Raw genomic sequence first — 16,145 nt, forward strand, 5'->3', positions numbered from 1 at the left:
CTACCGTCAGCGTGTCAGCGTTCCGGCGCGATGAACACACCGCGCGCTTCGCGCGGTTCGCAGCGCAGGTACTGCGGGGCCGGGGCGACCGAATCGCCCAGTGCCGCGGCGGCATGCCACGGCCAGCGCGGGTCGTAGAGGATGCCGCGGGCCAGCGCGATCGCATCGGCATGGCCGTGGCGCAGGATCGATTCGGCCTGCGACGGCTCGGTGATCAGGCCCACCGCGATGACCGGCATGCGCAGCTTGTGCGCCTTGATCGCCTGCGCGAACGGCACCTGGTAGCCCGGCGACAGCGGGATCTGCTGGCGCGGGTCGTTGCCACCGCTGGAGACGTGCAGGAACTGGCAGCCGCGCGCATCCAGCACGTGCGCCAGGGTCGTGGTCTGTTCGATATCCCAGCCGCCGGCCACCCAGTCGCTGGCGGAGATGCGCACACCGACCGCGATGCGATCGGAGACGGCCTCGCGCACGGCATCAAACACGCGCACCAGCAGGCGCATGCGGTTTTCCAGCGAGCCACCGTACGCATCCTCGCGGCGGTTGCTCAGCGGCGACAGGAACTGGTGCAGCAGGTAGCCGTGCGCGGCGTGCAGTTCGATCAGGTCCATGCCGACGCGTTCGGCGCGACGGGCCGCAGCCGCGAAGGCTTCGACCACCGCATCGATACCGGCCAGATCCAGTTCGGTCGGCGTCGGATCGGTCTTGGCGAACGGCAGCGCGGACGGCGCGACCGTGGGCCAGGCGCGCGGATCGGACGGGTCCATCGCGCCGCCGCCTTCCCACGGCTTGTTGACCGAGGCCTTGCGGCCGGCATGCCCCAGCTGCACGCCCAGCGGCATCGGCGACCACTGCTTGACCGAGGCCACGACCGAGGCCAGCGCGGCTTCGGTGGCGTCATCCCACAGGCCCAGGTCGGCCCAGCTGATGCGGCCTTCCGGCAGCACGGCGGTGGCTTCCAGGATCAGCAGGCCGGCGCCGGACTGCGACAGCTGCCCGAGATGGATGCGGTGCCAGTCGTTGGCAAGGCCGTCGACGCAGGAGTACTGGCACATCGGCGCGATCACGATGCGGTTGGGCAGGGTCAGCGGGCCGAAGGGGATGGAGGAGAAGAGCTGGCTCAAGGGGGGAACTCGGGAAGAGGAAATGGAACCGGGCGCCATTGCACTCCTGTGCGGCGGCGGAGGCAACCGTGCCAATGGATCAGTGTTTCGTAGCGGCTCAGGCGGCGGCGGTTCCTGGCAGCAGGAAGGCCAGCGCGTCGGCGCAGGATTGGTCGACCTTCAGGCTCAACAGCGCGTCCGCGCGGGTAAGGCCGCGGTTGAGCGCGGCGATCGGCAGCCCGGCCTGGGCCGCGGCCTGCACGAAGCGGAAGCCGGAATAGACCATCAGCGAGGAGCCGACCACCAGCACCGCATCGGCCTGCTGGAGATGCGCGTGGACGGTGGCGACCCGCTCGCGCGGCACGCTTTCGCCGAAGAACACCACGTCCGGCTTCAGCACGCCGCCACACAGCGGGCACGCCGGCACCTGGAAGGCGGAGAAATCCATCTCCAGATCGGCATCGCCGTCAGGCGCCTGCCCGGCTTCAAGGTGCTCCCAGCCGGGGTTGAGCGCCAGCAGCCGGTGCTGGAACGCCTCGCGCGGGGTGCGGGCTTCACAGCCCATGCAGCGCACCTGATCGAGCCGCCCATGCAGGTCGATCACCGCCTCGCTGCCCGCCCGCTGGTGCAGGCGGTCGACATTCTGGGTGAGCAGCAGCTCGACCTGGCCACGGGCTTCCAGCGCGGCGAGCGCGGCATGCGTGCCGTTCGGCTGGGCCCAGCCGAACCGGGGCCAGCCCAGCAGGCTGCGCGCCCAGTAGCGCTGGCGCGTGGCAAGCTCGCCCATGAAGGCCTGGTAGGTGACCGGCGGGCTGCGCTTCCACTGCCCATCGGCATCGCGGTAATCCGGGATGCCCGAATCGGTGCTGCAGCCGGCGCCCGTCAGCACGAACAGGCGCTGGGCGCGGTCGATGAACTCGGCGAGGGGGGTGCTCATGATCAGCAGATGGGGGCGCAGGCGCGGAGAGGCAATCGCTGGCCGCTCACGGACCCGGGATGTCGCCCGGCAGCGGCGGAACGGTGGTCGGATGGCCGTCGGCATCCAGCGCGATCATCACGAAGTGCCCGCGCGTGCAGAGCTTGCGCTCGCCGTTGTGCAGGTCCTCGGCGATCAGTTCGACCTCGACCTTCATCGAGCTGCGCCCGACCTCCACGATGCGGCCGACGGTCTCGACCATCTGGCCGATGCGGATCGGCAGCTTGAAATCGACCTGGTCCGAGCGCGCGGTGACCACCGTGCGGCGCGAGTAGCGGGCCGCGGCCAGGAACGCCGCCTTGTCCATCCACGCCAGCGCCTGGCCACCGAACAGGGTGCCCATGTGATTGGTGTGGTTGGGGAACACGATCTCGGCCATGCGGACTTCGATGGGCGGGATGGTCTCAGGGATGGGGGTCATGGCGGGGGCCGGGAGTGTTGTGGGGTGGCGCGGATGATACGACAGGGGGGTGGTTGGTCGCGTAGAGCACAACAAAAAGCCCCGGAACATGTCCGGGGCTTTTCGGAATCACGACGTAAGCGTCAGATCAGAACGACATGTCGAACGACACTTCGCCCTTCACGCCCACCTGGTAGGCCGAGGAACGACGCTCGAAGAAGTTGGTCAGCTCCTGCACGTCCTGCAGCTCCATGAAGCTCAGCGGATTGCGCACGTTGTACTTCTTTTCCATGCCCAGGCGATGGAAATGATTGTCCGCGCAATGCTGCAGATACTGGCGCATGTCGCGCGTCGAAATGCCCGCCACGCCGCCCGACAGCACGTCCTCGGCGAACTGCACTTCACACTCGATCGCGTCGGCCAGCATGTCGTAGACCTCCTGCTTCATCGCATCGTCGAACAGGTCCGGCTCTTCCTCGCGGATCACGTCCACGCACTCGAACGCGAACTCCATGTGCGCGCTCTCGTCGCGGAACACCCAGTTGGTGCCCGAGGCCAGACCGTTAAGCAGGCCGCGCGAACGGAAGTAGTACACGTACGCGAAGGCCGCGAAGAAGAACAGGCCCTCGATGCACGCCGCGAAGCAGATCTGGTTGAGCAGGAACTGGCGACGCTCGTCACGGGTCTCGATGCGCTTCAGGTTCTGGATCGAATCGATCCATTTGAAGCAGAAGTCCGCCTTCTTCTTGATCGAATCGATGTTCTCCACCGCGTCGAACGCCTTGGCACGCTCGTCCGGATCCGGCAGGTAGTTGTCGAGCAGGGTCAGGTAGAACTGCACGTGCAGCGCTTCTTCATAGAGCTGGCGCGACAGGTACATGCGCGCTTCCGGCGCGTTCAGATGCTGATACAGGTTCAGCACCAGATTGTTGGACACGATCGAATCGCCGGTGGCGAAGAACGCGACCAGGCGGTGGATCAGGTGGCGCTCGCCCGGCGACATCTTGCCGTGCAGGTCGCTGATGTCGATCTGGAAATTGATTTCCTCGACCGTCCAGGTGTTCTTGATCGCGTTGCGATACATGTCATAGAACTGCGGGTAGCGCATCGGGCGCAACGTCAGTTCGAAACCTGGATCGAGCAGCATTTGACTCGGCTTGTCGGCCATGGTGTTTCGTCCTTCTTGGCGACTACCGACCAACGGTCGGTAGCTACCGAATGTGTGATTTTCCGGCGGAACCGGTGTTCCCGGGTAGGCAACGACCGTCCGTCGGTGCACCCGGCGGTGCCGGCCGGGTGGGCCGGCACGCCTTGATTACTGGCACGCCTCGCAGCTTTCCGGGTTTTCCAGCGAGCAGGCGACGGCTTCGACCGGGGTGTAGCTGCTGACGGTGGTCTTGGCGATCTTGGTCGCCGGGCGCGAACGCAGGTAGTACGTGGTCTTGATGCCCTGCTTCCAGGCGTACATGTACATGGAGGACATCGCGCCGATGTTCGGGCTTTCCATGAACAGGTTGAGCGAGGCGGACTGGTCGATGAACGCGCCGCGGTCGGCGGCCATGTCGATCAGCGAACGCATCGGCAGTTCCCAGGCGGTGCGGTACACGTGGCGCAGCGTTTCCGGGATCTGGGTGATGCCCTGGATCGAGCCTTCGGCCAGCTTGATCGCGTCGCGCATTTCCGGGGTCCAGTGGCCGAGCTTCTTCAGCTCGTTCACCAGGTAACGGTTGACCTGCAGGAAGTCGCCGGACAGCGTTTCGCGCTTGAACAGGTTGGACACCTGCGGCTCGACGCACTCGTAGCAACCGGCGATCGAGGCGATGGTGGCGGTCGGGGCGATCGCGATCAGCAGCGAATTGCGCAGGCCGTGTTCCTTGATGCGCTCACGCAGGGCGTCCCAACGTGCGGTGTCTTCCGGCACCACGTTCCAGGCATCGAACTGCAGCTCGCCGCTGGCCGCACGGGTGTCGGCGAAGGACGGGTGCTTGCCGCGTTCCTGGGCCAGCTCGCACGAGGTTTCCAGCGCGTGGAAGTAGATCGATTCGGCGATCTTCTTCGACAGCGCGCGGGCCTCGGCACTGTCGAAGGCCAGGCGCTTGCGGAAGAACACGTCCTGCAGGCCCATGCAGCCCAAGCCGACCGGACGCCAGCGCAGATTGCCGCGGCGGGCGGTTTCGATCGGGTAGAAGTTCAGGTCGATCACGCGGTCGAGCTGACGCACGGCCAGGCGCACGGTGTCGGCCAGCTTGTCGAAATCGAACTCGCCGTGGGCATCGAAATGATTGCCCAGGTTGATCGAGCCCAGGTTGCACACCGCGGTCTCTTCGGCCGAGGTGATTTCCAGGATTTCGGTGCACAGGTTGGACAGGTGGATCACGTTGCCCGGACGCAGGGTCTGGTTGCTGGCGCGGTTGCACTTGTCCTTGAAGGTCATCCAGCCGTTGCCGGTCTCGGCCAGGGTACGCATCATCCGCGAGTACAGCTTGCGTGCGGAGATCGTGCGCTGGGCCTTGCCCTGGGCTTCGGCCTGCAGGTAGGCCTGCTCGAAGGCTTCGCCGAACAGATCGGTGAACTCGGGCACCACGCTCGGATCGAACAGCGACCATTCCTGGTCGGCCTCGACGCGCTGCATGAACAGGTCCGGCACCCAGTTGGCCAGGTTCAGGTTGTGCGCACGGCGCGATTCGTCACCGGTGTTGTCACGCAGCTCGAGGAAGTCCTCGACGTCGGCGTGCCAGGTTTCCAGGTACACACAGGCCGCGCCCTTGCGCTTGCCGCCCTGGTTCACCGCCGCGACAGACGAATCCATGGTCTTCAGCCACGGCACGATGCCGTTGGAATGACCGTTGGTCGACTTGATCAGCGAACCACGCGAACGCACGCGGCTGTAGCTGACGCCGATGCCGCCGCTGAACTTGGACAGCTGCGCGATGTCGCCGTACTTGGCGTAGATCGACTCCAGCGAATCCTGCGGCGAATCCAGCAGGAAGCACGAGGACAGCTGCTCATGCGTGGTACCGGAGTTGAACAGCGTCGGGCTGGACGGCAGGTAATCCAGGTTGCCCATGCGCTTGTACAGCGCCAGGGTTTCCGGCACGTCTTCGCTCAGCGCGCTGGCGATGCGCAGGAAGAACTGCTGCGGGGTCTCGATCACCTTGCGGGTGTGCGGATGACGCAGCAGGTATCGGTCGTACAGGGTACGCAGACCGAAGTAATCGAAATGCAGGTCCAGCGACGGATCGATCGCATCGTTGAGCTTGCGGGCGTTGATCTGCACGAAGTCGAGCAGGCGCGCGTTGATCAGGCCCACTTCGTGGCCGCGGCCGACCGACTGCGAGAACGCATGGATTTCCTGGCCGGACACTTCCTTGGCGATGAAGTTGGCCAGCAGGCGCGCGGCGAGGCGGCCGTATTCCGGTTCTTCACCGATCAGCAGCGCCGAGGTGCGGATCGACAGTTCGTCCAGCTCCTGGGTGGTCGCGCCGTTGTACAGGCCGGAGATGGTCCGGGTCGCCACGCGCATCGGATCCACCGCATGCAGACCTTCGCAGCAGCGCTGTACGGCGCGCACGATCTTGTTCAGGTCCACCAGTTCGGTCGTGCCGTTGCGCTTGGTCACGCTCATGGCGGTCGCCGTGGGCGGCGAGGTCAGCAGGAATTCGCTTTCCTTATCGATGTCGGTGCTGGTTTCGATGCTCACGGCGTTTTCCTCTGGGCGTGATTGGAAGTGGTACAGCGTCGCCTGCGTTGCAGGCCGAACCGGCGCACGGATCTACAGGGTGGACCTGCGGCGTCGCAGGAGCCGCGACAGCGCAGGCAGGCCTGCGGGCGGATTCCCCCTGCGTCACCGGTCCTCTCCCCCCGGAGAGTCGTGCGACCGGCACCACACGCTGTACGTGCGTGCGGTTGTCAGTAGGTCTTCAGGCCATCGGCGTGAAGGCGATACACCCGTCGACTTGTGGTCGGCGGGACCGACGGCCACAAGATAGTGGGGGTACCAGGTGTCGTCAACGCCAAATGTAGTGAATTTCCCCAATCCCTTGCGGCGCAAGGACCGGGCCGGAAAGGCGTCCGACGAACGGTCTGGACCTGTCGAAAGCGAGTGCGCAGTCAAGGCCAAAACGCCGATGCCGGATGCGACGCAGGGGCGCGAAAAACGGAACAGCGGCCTCACATGCCCCTAACGAATGGCAACCGGTCAGGGTGACTTCCGACCCGCGCCGGGGGCGCCGCGGGGTGCGACGCTCCAACGCGTCTCCTTTTACATGAACGCGACCATGCGCCTGCCCCTGACTGGATGTCTGTTGCTGGGCCTGACCCTGGCTGGCATCGCCGCTGCCGGCGAGAGCAAGGCGCCGGCCCTCTCCTCGCGCCAGTGCGGGGTGAGCACGCCCTACAACGTGCTGGTGGACAGCGGCGGGATCTGGCTGCGCAACCGCGAGCAGGTGCCGGCGGAGATCTTCTTCCACGATGGCGAGCTGAACATCGACCGCCAGCCGATCCCGGTCAGCGACGCCGACGCCCAGCGGCTGCGCCAACTCGAATGGGGCACCCGCCAGCTGGTGCCTGCCGTGGCCGGGGTGGCCGGGGAGGCCACGGATATCGCCTTCGATGCGCTGGGGGCCACGGTGGAGATCATGACGGGCAGCCGTCGCAAGGCACGCGAGGTGGAAGGGCTGCGCAAGGATGCCCACGATTACGTCGGCCGTACCCTGGGCCGTGGAATCTGGGAGCAGGACCTGTTCGGTACCCAGTTCGAGGCCCGGATCGAGCAGGCCGCCGAGTCGATGTCGGCCTCGCTCGCCCGCGGCGTGCTGTGGACGATGCTGACCGGCGGCTCGGATCGGATCGAGGCGCGCGCCGAGAAGATGGAGGCCGACCTGGAGCGTCGCATGGACGTCCGCGGGCAGGCGCTGGAGGCGCAGGCCCGGTCGCTGTGCACGCAGGTGCTGGCGCTGGATGCGATCCAGCAGTCGCTGGAGGTGCGCTACCAGGGCAAGCCGCTGGCGATGATGGTGATGGACCGCGAGGAGGACGCGGCCGCGCCGATCGCGCACGAACAGCCGCGCGGGGACGCGTTGGTGTTGCCGCCGTTGTAGGACTGCATCCACGCATGGCGTGGATCTACATCACGGCCTGTCCGGGCCCGGCGTGGGATTACGCGCGGTGCGGGGTACCCAGGTATTCGGCACTCTGCATTTCGATCAGGCGCGAGGCGGTGCGCTCGAACGCGCCCTGCAGGCGGACGCCCGAATACAGCGCCACGGGGGAATCGGTCGCGGTGGAGACCAGGTTGACGTGGCGGTCGTACAGCTCGTCGATCAGGTTGACGAAGCGACGCGCGGCATCTTCGTTGAGCGTGTCGAAGTGCGGGATGTCGCCCAGCAGCACGGTGTTGAACTCGTGCGCGATCTCGATGTAATCCGAGGGGCCGCGCGGGCCTTCGCAGAGCGCCTTGAAATCGAACCAGACGATGCTCTTGCCGCGGCCGCGCACCGGAATCTTGCGCGCCTCGATCTCGATGTTGCCCGCCTTGGCCGGCTGCCCACCGCTGAGCTCGGCCCAGCGGCCGGCGAGCCAGGCATCGCTGCCGGCGTCGATCGGGGACTGATACACCGGCGAGCGGGTCAGCGCGCGCATGCGGTAGTCCTCGGTGCCTTCGGCGTACAGCTCCACGCAGTAGGTCTGCAGCAGCCCGATCGCGGGCATGAAGCTGTCGCGCTGCAGGCCGTTGAGATACAGGTTCTCGACGGCGGTATTGGAGGTGGTCACCAGGGTCACGCCCTCGGCGAACATGCGCTCGAGCAGGCGCGCCAGCAGCATCGCATCGCCGATGTCGGTGACGAAGAACTCGTCCAGCACCAGCACGCGCAGCTTGCTGCGCCACTCCTGGGCGATCTTCGCGAGCGGATCGCTCTGCCCCTGGTGCTCGCGCAGCCGCTCGTGGATGCCGCGCATGAAGCGATGGAAATGGGTGCGGTACTTCTGCTCGATCGGCAGGCCGTCATAGAACAGATCGACCAGGAAGGTCTTGCCGCGCCCCACCCCGCCCCAGAAATACAGGCCCTTGACCGGCTCGGGCTTCTTCCAGAATGCGGAGAGGCGATCCAGCCAGCCGTCCTGCGCGCTGTCGACCAGCGCGAGATGGATGCGATCCAGCTCGGCCAGGGCGGCGTGCTGGGCCGGGTCGTTCTGCCATTCGCCCCGGGCCACGCCATCGGCGTAGCGCTGCGACGGGGTCATCACGGTGTCGCTCATGCCGCGTCGGGGGCCGCGTCGGGGGCGGGATCCGGCAGCCACTGCTTGACGCCATGGATGAGCGCGCCGCGCAGGTCGACGATCTTGCGGTGGAAGAAGTGGCTGGTGTCGGGCATGCGCACCAGTTCGTGCGGTGCATCCAGGCCGTCCAGCCAGTCATAGACCGCCTGCGGATCGACGATCTCGTCTTCCTCGCCCTGGATCACCAGCCACTGGGCCGGCGGCTGCATGCCGTCGAAGTCCCAGCGCCCGGCGGGCGGCGCGATCGAGATCAGCGTGGTCGGCTGCAGGTCGCCGGCGGCGCGCAACGAGACGTAGGCGCCGAAGCTGAAACCGGCCAGCCACAGCGCCTGCCCCGGCCGCTGCGCACGTACCCAGGCGGCGACGGCCTTGAGGTCGTCCTGCTCGCCCACGCCATTGTCGAACGTGCCGGCCGAGTCGCCGACGCTGCGGAAGTTGAAGCGCACGGTGGCGATGCCCAGGTCGCGCAGCGAGCGCGCCGCCATGGTGACCACCTTGTTGTGCATGCTGCCGCCCTCGGTGGACAGGGGGTGGCAGACGATCGCCACCACCGGCTGCACCGCGACATCGGCCTCGGGCAGATCAACCACGACATCCAGCGGACCGACCGGTCCGTCCAGCGTCAGCGCACCGCTTTCTTGGGGAAATGGGGGATTGTGCATGGCGTCATAATACCGTCCCTCCGCGTGCTTCACCGCCGCCCCCGCCGGATCCGTACATGCACTATCTGGTTTTCAGCGTTCTCTGCAGCGTGCTGGTCTCGGTCCTGCTGAAGCTGGCGCCGCGCCAGCGGCTGGACATGCCGCAGGTGGTGACCTGGAATTACCTGGTCGCCAGCGTGCTCAGCGCGGTGCTGCTGCAACCCTCGCTGGCCTCGCTGCAGAGCGCGCATGCGCCGTGGGCTGCCCTGCTCTGCCTGGCCGTGGCACTGCCGGCGATCTTCCTGATGATGGCCCGCGCGGTGACCCGCGCCGGGATCGTGCGCAGCGATGTGGCCCAACGCTTGTCGCTGCTGCTTTCGCTGCTGGCCGCGTTCCTGGTGTTCGGCGAGACCGCCAACGGCTGGAAGCTGGCCGGGCTGGGCCTGGGCCTGCTGGCGATCCTGGGCATCAGCGTGCGCCCGCGCGCCGGGGCGGCCGAGCCCACCGGCGGGCGGGCCTGGCCGTGGCTGCTGGCGGTCTGGGTGGGCTATGCCCTGGTCGACATCCTGCTCAAGAAGGTGGCCTTGTCGGGCACGCCCTCGATGGCGGCGCTGCTGGTCAGCTTCAGCCTGGCCTTCGTGCTGATGCTGGCGCTGCAGCTATGGCGCCACCTGCGCGGCATCGCCCGCCTGCAGTGGCGCAACGGAGTCGGCGGCGCCCTGCTCGGCCTGCTCAACTTCGGCAACATCCTGTTCTACGTACGCGCCCACCAGCACCTGCCGGACAGCCCGGCGGTGGTGTTCGCCGGCATGAACATCGGCGTGGTGGTGCTGGGTGCGCTGGTCGGCATCGTCGGCTTCGGCGAGCGCACCAGCGTGTGGAACCGGGTCGGGCTGGCGCTGGCCGTGGTGGCGATCGGGTTGATCGCGTGGGGCACGTGGTAATCGATTGATGCGGTGCCGGCCAGCGGCCGGCACACCCGTGCGGTATCAGCGATCAAACCCCAGCAGCAGCGGATCATGGTCCGAGCTGCGCCATGGGCCGGCTTCGTTGCGGTCGCGGTAGCCGACATCGTCGGCCTCATCGGCATTGATGTGCCACTCCGCTGCCGCGCGCAGGCGCTGCGCCATGCCCGGGCTCAACAGCGCGTGATCCAACCGGCCGGTCATACCGTTGTAGACGTAGCTGTAAGGCCGTTCGACCTTCGCCACCGCGAACGCATCCTCCCAGCCGGCCGCGTGCAGGGTGCGGATCGGGTCCTCCATCGCGTAGGCGTTGAAGTCGCCCAGCAGCACCGCATCACGGGTGCCGGCACCGGTCGGGTCGCTTGCCAGCCACCGGTCCAGCAGCGTGGCCGAGGCAACGCGGGTGGCGTTCCAGCAGGCTTGGCCGTCCTTCTGGTCGGCGTCCGCGCCGGTCGCTTCCGAGCAACCCTTGGACTTGAAGTGATTGGCCACGACCACGAACGGCGCGCCCTTGCCGGCGCGGAAAGCCTGCGCCAGCGGCACACGGCTGCGTTCGCCGAAAGGCTCCTTCTCCAGCACGGCGGGGGCACCGACCGGGGTCACCCGCGAGGCGCGGTAGATGATGCCGACCCGGATCGGGTTGTCACCCGGGCCCTGTTTGGCATCGATGAAACGCCAGTCGGCCTCCTTGCCGCGATCCGCATTGAGCGCGTCGACCAGCTGGGCGATCGCCGACTGCGGGCCGTAGCCATCGTTCTCCAGTTCCATCAGCGCGGCGACATCGGCACCGAGGGCGTTGATGGTCGCCACCAGCTTGGCCTTCTGCGCCTGGTGCTCGGCCAGGGTGCGGGCGCCGCGCAGGGTCGGGTAACCGCCGCCCTGGCCATCGCCATTGAAGAAGTTCTCGAGGTTGAACGCCGCCACGTGCAGGGCGCCCGCCACCACCGGCACCGCCGGGCGCTCCAGCGTGGGCAGGTTCAACGGACGGGTCACCTGCAGGCGGGTGGTGCCCTTGGGATCGATGCGGACGATGCCTTCGACATTGCGCAGGACCATGCCGGTGCGCAGGTTCGCGGCCGTGGGCAGGTACGCCACCGGGCCGGGATCGCGGGCATCGCTGCCATCATCCAGCACCAGCCGGCGATGCAGGTTGTCGGCCACCACCTGCGCATGCCCCGCCGTGCCCGGTGCGGCCACTTCGCTCGGCTGCCAGAGGCGGCCGCCGAAGGCCACGGTCAGCTCACCGAAACGCGACAGCCCATCGGTGCCGGCCAGGGTCAGCGGCGCGGCGATGCGGACCTGCTGGCCGTCCAGCGTGCGCCAGTCGGTCGGCGGCGCGGTCAGGGTGACCGTGGCCGACGTGGTCGGCGCCGGACGCACCTGCGGCGAGGTGGCGGGCTGCGGCTGGGCGGCATGGACCGCGCCGGACAACGCCAGCGCGAGGGCGAACACGAGGGGGGTACGGCGCATCGGAAGCAGGACTCCAGGGAAGTGCGACAAGGCTAACCATATAAAGTGAAACGCCGCCCTTCGGCGGCGTCGGTGGCCTGATCCGGCAAAGCCGTCATTTCAGGTTGGCAAGCATCCAGTCGACCGTGGCATGGATCTGCTCCTCGGTCAGCGCCGGGTTACCGCCCTTGGGCGGCATGATGCCACCGTCCGGGCCGGTGTAGCCCTCCACGGCATGCTTGTAAAGCGTGTCCTTGCCCTGGGCGATGCGCGCATCCCAATGCCCATGGTCCAGCGTCGGCGCCTTGCCGACGCCATTGGTATGGCAGGCGGTGCAGAGGTTGTCGTAGATCACCTTGCCGTCGGTGGTGCCGCCATAGGCCACCTGCGAGGCGGCTTTGACCAACGCGGCAGCGTGAGCGGCGGCCTGCGCGGCGGCACCGGTGCTGCCCGCATAGACCGCTCCAGCCGGCGCGATCCGCTGTTCGGTGCGCTTGGCCGCCATCGGCGAGACTTCGGGGGGAATGCTGGTATGCAGGTAGGCCGCAAAGATGATGAGGCCGAGTGTGATGGCCATCAGCAGCGCGATGACCATGGAAAAGCGTTTCAGGAACTCGAGGTCGTAATTCCGCACTCTCTATACCCCTGGCTGGTAGTCGTTGGACCACGGCTTGTCGCCGGAGTATGACCAGCGTCGGCGGCGCTGCGCAAGCGACCTGCCGGTGTCGCAATGCAGCATCCGCGCGGCTCAGGCGCCGGCGGCGCGCAGGCAGAAAACACAGATCGACTCGACCAGCGCATCTTCGTCGCCATGCGCGTCGCGGCTCAGTGCGGTCGGGCCGACCAGCGCCTCGGTGAACGCGCCCACGATGCAGGCCGCGGCGACATGGGTGTCCTGCTGTGGGAAGGTGCCTGCCTCCACGCCATCGGCGACGATGCGCCGGAACACATCGCCGAACAGACGGCGGCAGCGGATGCGCTCGGCTTCCACTTCGGGATCGACCGGCTCGGCGATGAAGGCATAGGCCAGCCCGGGGCCTGCCAGCGCGCGCCGCACGAAGGCGGTGATCGCGCGGCGCAGGCGCTCCGGCGCGGGCAACGGCTCGGCCGCGATCGCCTCGAAGATGCGCAGTTCGTGGTCCACCGCGGCGGTCAGCACCTCCACGAACAGCTCGGCCTTGGAAGGGAAGTGCCGGTAGATCAGGCCGGTGGACACGCCGGCTTCGGCCGCCACCGCCGTCACCGGGGCATTGCGGTAGCCGCCGGCCGCCACCAGCGCACGGGTCGCCAGCAGGATGCGTTCGCGGGCGCCGGCAAGGCGTTCTTCCATCAGGGCGGAGCGTTTATAGGCCATTTGTTGATTCTATGTTCAATTTTTGAATTTGTGTTCACTTCTTTGTCGAACCCGGCTACGCTGGGGGTACATCGCCCGCGGGACGGCCCTGTCAGCCCGTCCATCCCTCCCGGCGCGTCCCATCCCTTGTTGTTGCGGAGTCGCCCATGCACGTCCCGACCATGAACTTCGATCTCGGCGAAGAGATCGACCTGCTGCGCCAGAGCGTGGCCCATTTTGCCTCCGCTGAAATCGCGCCGCTGGCCGCCCAGGCCGACGAAGAGAATCTGTTCCCCAATGCGCTGTGGCGCAAGCTCGGCGAGCAGGGCCTGCTCGGCCTGACCGTGGAAGAAGAATACGGCGGCAGCGGCATGGGCTACCTCGCGCACGTGGTGGCGATGGAAGAGATCTCGCGGGCGTCCGGCGCTATCGCGCTGTCCTACGGCGCGCACTCGAACCTGTGCGTGAACCAGCTGCGCAAGAACGGCAACGAAGACCAGAAGCGGCGCTACCTGCCCGGCCTGTGCAGCGGCGAGCTGGTCGGCGCGCTGGCCATGAGCGAACCGGGCGCCGGCTCGGACGTGGTCTCGATGAAGCTGCGCGCGGACAAGCGCGGTGATCACTACGTGCTCAACGGCAACAAGATGTGGATCACCAATGGCCCGGATGCCGATGTGCTGGTGGTCTATGCCAAGACCGATCCGGATGGCGGCGCCAAGGGCATCACCGCGTTCCTGATCGAAAAGGGCATGAAGGGCTTCTCCACGGCGCAGAAGCTGGACAAGCTCGGCATGCGCGGCTCCAACACCTGCGAGCTGGTCTTCCAGGATTGCGAAGTGCCCGAAGCCAACGTGCTCGGCGTGGTCGGCGGTGGCGTCAAGGTGCTGATGTCCGGTCTGGACTATGAGCGCGTGGTGCTCTCCGGTGGCCCGCTCGGCCTGATGGCCGCGGCGATGGATGTGGTGATGCCGTACGTGCACGAGCGCAAGCAGTTCGGCGAGGCGATCGGCACCTTCCAGCTGATCCAGGCCAAACTGGCCGACATGTACGTCGGCCTCAACGCCTGCCGCGCCTATGTGTATGCGGTGGCACGCGCCTGCGACCAGGGCCGCACCACGCGCCAGGACGCGGCCGGCGCGATCCTGTACTCGGCCGAGAAGGCCACCTGGCTCACCGGCCAGGCGATCCAGATCCTCGGCGGCAACGGCTACATCAACGAGTACCCGACCGGTCGTTTGTGGCGCGATGCCAAGCTGTATGAAATCGGCGCCGGTACCTCCGAGATCCGCCGCATGCTGATCGGCCGCGAACTGTTCCAGCGCACCAAGTAAGGGCCCTGCCATGACCGTACTGAGCACCCAGCTGCAACCGGGCAGCGACACCTTCGAGGCCAACCGCGCCGCACTGCAGGCGGTGGTCGACGACCTGCGCGCCACCCTCGCGCAGACCGCGCTGGGCGGCAGCGAAGCGGCACGCGCCAAGCACACCGCACGCGGCAAACTGCTGGTGCGCGACCGCATCGATGCCCTGCTCGATCCGGGCAGCGCCTTCCTGGAAATCGCCCCGCTGGCCGCGCACGGCATGTACGGCGATCCGATCCCCAGCGCCGGCGTGGTGGCCGGCATCGGCCGGGTCTCGGGCGTGGAGTGCGTGATCGTGGCCAACGATGCCACGGTCAAGGGTGGCACCTACTACCCGATGACGGTCAAGAAGCACCTGCGCGCGCAGGAAGTGGCCGAACAGAACCGCCTGCCCTGCATCTACCTGGTGGATTCCGGCGGTGCGTTCCTGCCGCTGCAGGACGAGGTGTTTCCGGACCGCGACCATTTCGGCCGCATCTTCTACAACCAGGCCAACCTGTCCGCGCAGGGCATCCCGCAGATCGCCTGCGTGATGGGCAGCTGCACCGCCGGTGGCGCCTACGTGCCGGCGATGAGCGATGAAACGGTGATCGTGCGCGAGCAGGGCACCATCTTCCTCGGCGGCCCGCCGCTGGTGAAAGCGGCCACCGGTGAAGTGGTCACCGCCGAAGAACTGGGCGGTGCCGACGTGCATACGCGCATCTCCGGCGTCGCCGACCACATGGCCGACAACGACCTGCAGGCGCTGGCCCGGGTCCGCGCGATCATCGCCCAGCTCAACTGGCGCAAGCCCGAGCCGGCGCTGGCAGTGCAGGCCCCGGTGGAACCGCGGCATCCGGCCCACGAGCTGTACGGCGTGATCCCGGCCGACACGCGCAAGCCCTACGACGTGCGCGAAGTGATCCTGCGCCTGGTCGACGATTCACGCTTCGATGAGTTCAAGCCCCGCTATGGCAACACCCTGGTCACCGGCTTCGCGCATCTCCACGGCTACCCGGTGGGCATCATCGCCAACAACGGCATCCTGTTCTCCGAGTCCGCGCTGAAGGGCGCGCACTTCATCGAACTGTGCACGCAGCGCGGCATTCCGCTGGTGTTCCTGCAGAACATCACCGGCTTCATGGTCGGCCGCAAGTACGAGCACGGCGGCATCGCCAAGGACGGCGCCAAGCTGGTGATGGCCGTGGCCTGCGCCAAGGTGCCCAAGTTCACCGTGGTGATCGGCGGCTCGTTCGGCGCCGGCAACTACGGCATGTGCGGCCGCGCCTACTCGCCCAACTTCCTGTGGATGTGGCCGAACGCACGCATCGGCGTGATGGGCGGCGAGCAGGCCGCCAGCGTGCTGGCCACGGTCAAGCGCGATGGCATCGAAGCCAAGGGCGGGCAGTGGTCGGCCGAGGAAGAAGACGGCTTCAAGTCGCCGATCCGCGAGCAGTTCGAATCGCAGGGCCACCCGTACTACGCCAGCGCCCGCCTCTGGGATGACGGCGTGATCGATCCGGCCGACACCCGTCGTGTGCTGGGCCTGGCGCTGTCGGCCAGCCTCAACGCCCCGGCGAAGAAGACCGACTTCGGCGTGTTCCGCATGTAATGCACGGGCGGTGCCGCCTGGCACCGCCGCCCCTGGCCCGCGCAACG

At 67.3% G+C, this 16,145-nt stretch carries 14 protein-coding genes; 4 read left to right on the forward strand and 10 right to left on the reverse strand.

The window, feature by feature from the left end; all coding sequences use genetic code 11:
- Positions 1-14: 14 nt before the first annotated feature.
- The 5 genes from ABE434_RS08090 to ABE434_RS08110 all read right to left on the reverse strand — a co-directional run bounded on the left by ABE434_RS08090 (position 15) and on the right by ABE434_RS08110 (position 6,179).
- On the reverse strand, positions 15-1,163 hold the full coding sequence (locus tag ABE434_RS08090; protein WP_346478466.1) for an NADH:flavin oxidoreductase/NADH oxidase: 1,149 nt from the start codon (positions 1,161-1,163) through the stop codon (positions 15-17).
- A gap of 58 nt (positions 1,164-1,221) precedes the next feature.
- Entirely contained in the window at positions 1,222-2,040 is an 819-nt protein-coding gene (locus tag ABE434_RS08095; protein WP_176990190.1) for an NAD-dependent protein deacetylase, read from the reverse strand.
- 46 nt (positions 2,041-2,086) lie between these two features.
- Positions 2,087-2,500, reverse strand: a complete 414-nt coding sequence (locus ABE434_RS08100) for an acyl-CoA thioesterase (RefSeq protein WP_123731098.1) — start codon at positions 2,498-2,500, stop codon at positions 2,087-2,089.
- A gap of 127 nt (positions 2,501-2,627) precedes the next feature.
- Positions 2,628-3,647, reverse strand: coding sequence for a ribonucleotide-diphosphate reductase subunit beta (locus ABE434_RS08105; protein WP_176990191.1), 1,020 nt, complete (start codon positions 3,645-3,647; stop codon positions 2,628-2,630).
- Positions 3,648-3,794: 147 nt separating this feature from the next.
- The gene (locus ABE434_RS08110; RefSeq protein ID WP_346478467.1) at positions 3,795-6,179 is read right to left on the reverse strand and encodes a ribonucleoside-diphosphate reductase subunit alpha; all 2,385 of its coding nucleotides are present in this window, start codon (positions 6,177-6,179) and stop codon (positions 3,795-3,797) included.
- Between the two features lie 577 nt (positions 6,180-6,756).
- On the opposite strand from ABE434_RS08110, the gene ABE434_RS08115 reads away from it, so the two are divergent.
- Positions 6,757-7,578 (forward strand): DUF2884 family protein, encoded by an 822-nt coding sequence (locus ABE434_RS08115; protein WP_346478468.1) that lies wholly within the window; start codon positions 6,757-6,759, stop codon positions 7,576-7,578.
- A 58-nt stretch (positions 7,579-7,636) separates the two neighbouring features.
- Here the strand turns inward: ABE434_RS08115 and zapE are convergent, their stop codons facing one another.
- On the reverse strand, positions 7,637-8,737 hold the full coding sequence (zapE, locus tag ABE434_RS08120; protein ID WP_346478469.1) for a cell division protein ZapE: 1,101 nt from the start codon (positions 8,735-8,737) through the stop codon (positions 7,637-7,639).
- On the reverse strand, positions 8,734-9,420 hold the full coding sequence (locus tag ABE434_RS08125; protein WP_346478470.1) for a CocE/NonD family hydrolase: 687 nt from the start codon (positions 9,418-9,420) through the stop codon (positions 8,734-8,736). The genes zapE and ABE434_RS08125 overlap by 4 nt, the downstream gene beginning before the upstream one ends.
- Positions 9,421-9,476: 56 nt before the next feature.
- Here ABE434_RS08125 and ABE434_RS08130 point away from each other — a divergent pair, with 56 nt between their 5' ends.
- Entirely contained in the window at positions 9,477-10,343 is an 867-nt protein-coding gene (locus tag ABE434_RS08130; protein ID WP_346478471.1) for an EamA family transporter, read from the forward strand.
- 45 nt (positions 10,344-10,388) lie between these two features.
- Here ABE434_RS08130 and ABE434_RS08135 read toward each other — a convergent pair whose 3' ends face one another.
- From ABE434_RS08135 to ABE434_RS08145, 3 genes are all read right to left on the reverse strand, one after another.
- Positions 10,389-11,834 (reverse strand): ExeM/NucH family extracellular endonuclease, encoded by a 1,446-nt coding sequence (locus ABE434_RS08135; protein ID WP_346478472.1) that lies wholly within the window; start codon positions 11,832-11,834, stop codon positions 10,389-10,391.
- Positions 11,835-11,928: 94 nt separating this feature from the next.
- Positions 11,929-12,447: a c-type cytochrome gene (locus ABE434_RS08140; protein WP_070474313.1), complete on the reverse strand. Its 519-nt coding sequence runs from the start codon at positions 12,445-12,447 to the stop codon at positions 11,929-11,931.
- A gap of 114 nt (positions 12,448-12,561) precedes the next feature.
- The gene (locus ABE434_RS08145; RefSeq protein ID WP_123731088.1) at positions 12,562-13,167 is read right to left on the reverse strand and encodes a TetR/AcrR family transcriptional regulator; all 606 of its coding nucleotides are present in this window, start codon (positions 13,165-13,167) and stop codon (positions 12,562-12,564) included.
- A 146-nt stretch (positions 13,168-13,313) separates the two neighbouring features.
- Here ABE434_RS08145 and ABE434_RS08150 point away from each other — a divergent pair, with 146 nt between their 5' ends.
- Both ABE434_RS08150 and ABE434_RS08155 read left to right on the forward strand, forming a co-directional pair.
- The gene (locus ABE434_RS08150; protein ID WP_176990199.1) at positions 13,314-14,477 is read left to right on the forward strand and encodes an isovaleryl-CoA dehydrogenase; all 1,164 of its coding nucleotides are present in this window, start codon (positions 13,314-13,316) and stop codon (positions 14,475-14,477) included.
- A gap of 10 nt (positions 14,478-14,487) precedes the next feature.
- Positions 14,488-16,098 (forward strand): carboxyl transferase domain-containing protein, encoded by a 1,611-nt coding sequence (locus tag ABE434_RS08155; protein ID WP_070474306.1) that lies wholly within the window; start codon positions 14,488-14,490, stop codon positions 16,096-16,098.
- Positions 16,099-16,145: the final 47 nt, after the last annotated feature.

The sequence above is a fragment of the Stenotrophomonas sp. TWI1183 genome (assembly GCF_039673115.1).
Classification (GTDB): Bacteria; Pseudomonadota; Gammaproteobacteria; order Xanthomonadales; family Xanthomonadaceae; genus Stenotrophomonas; species Stenotrophomonas maltophilia_AA.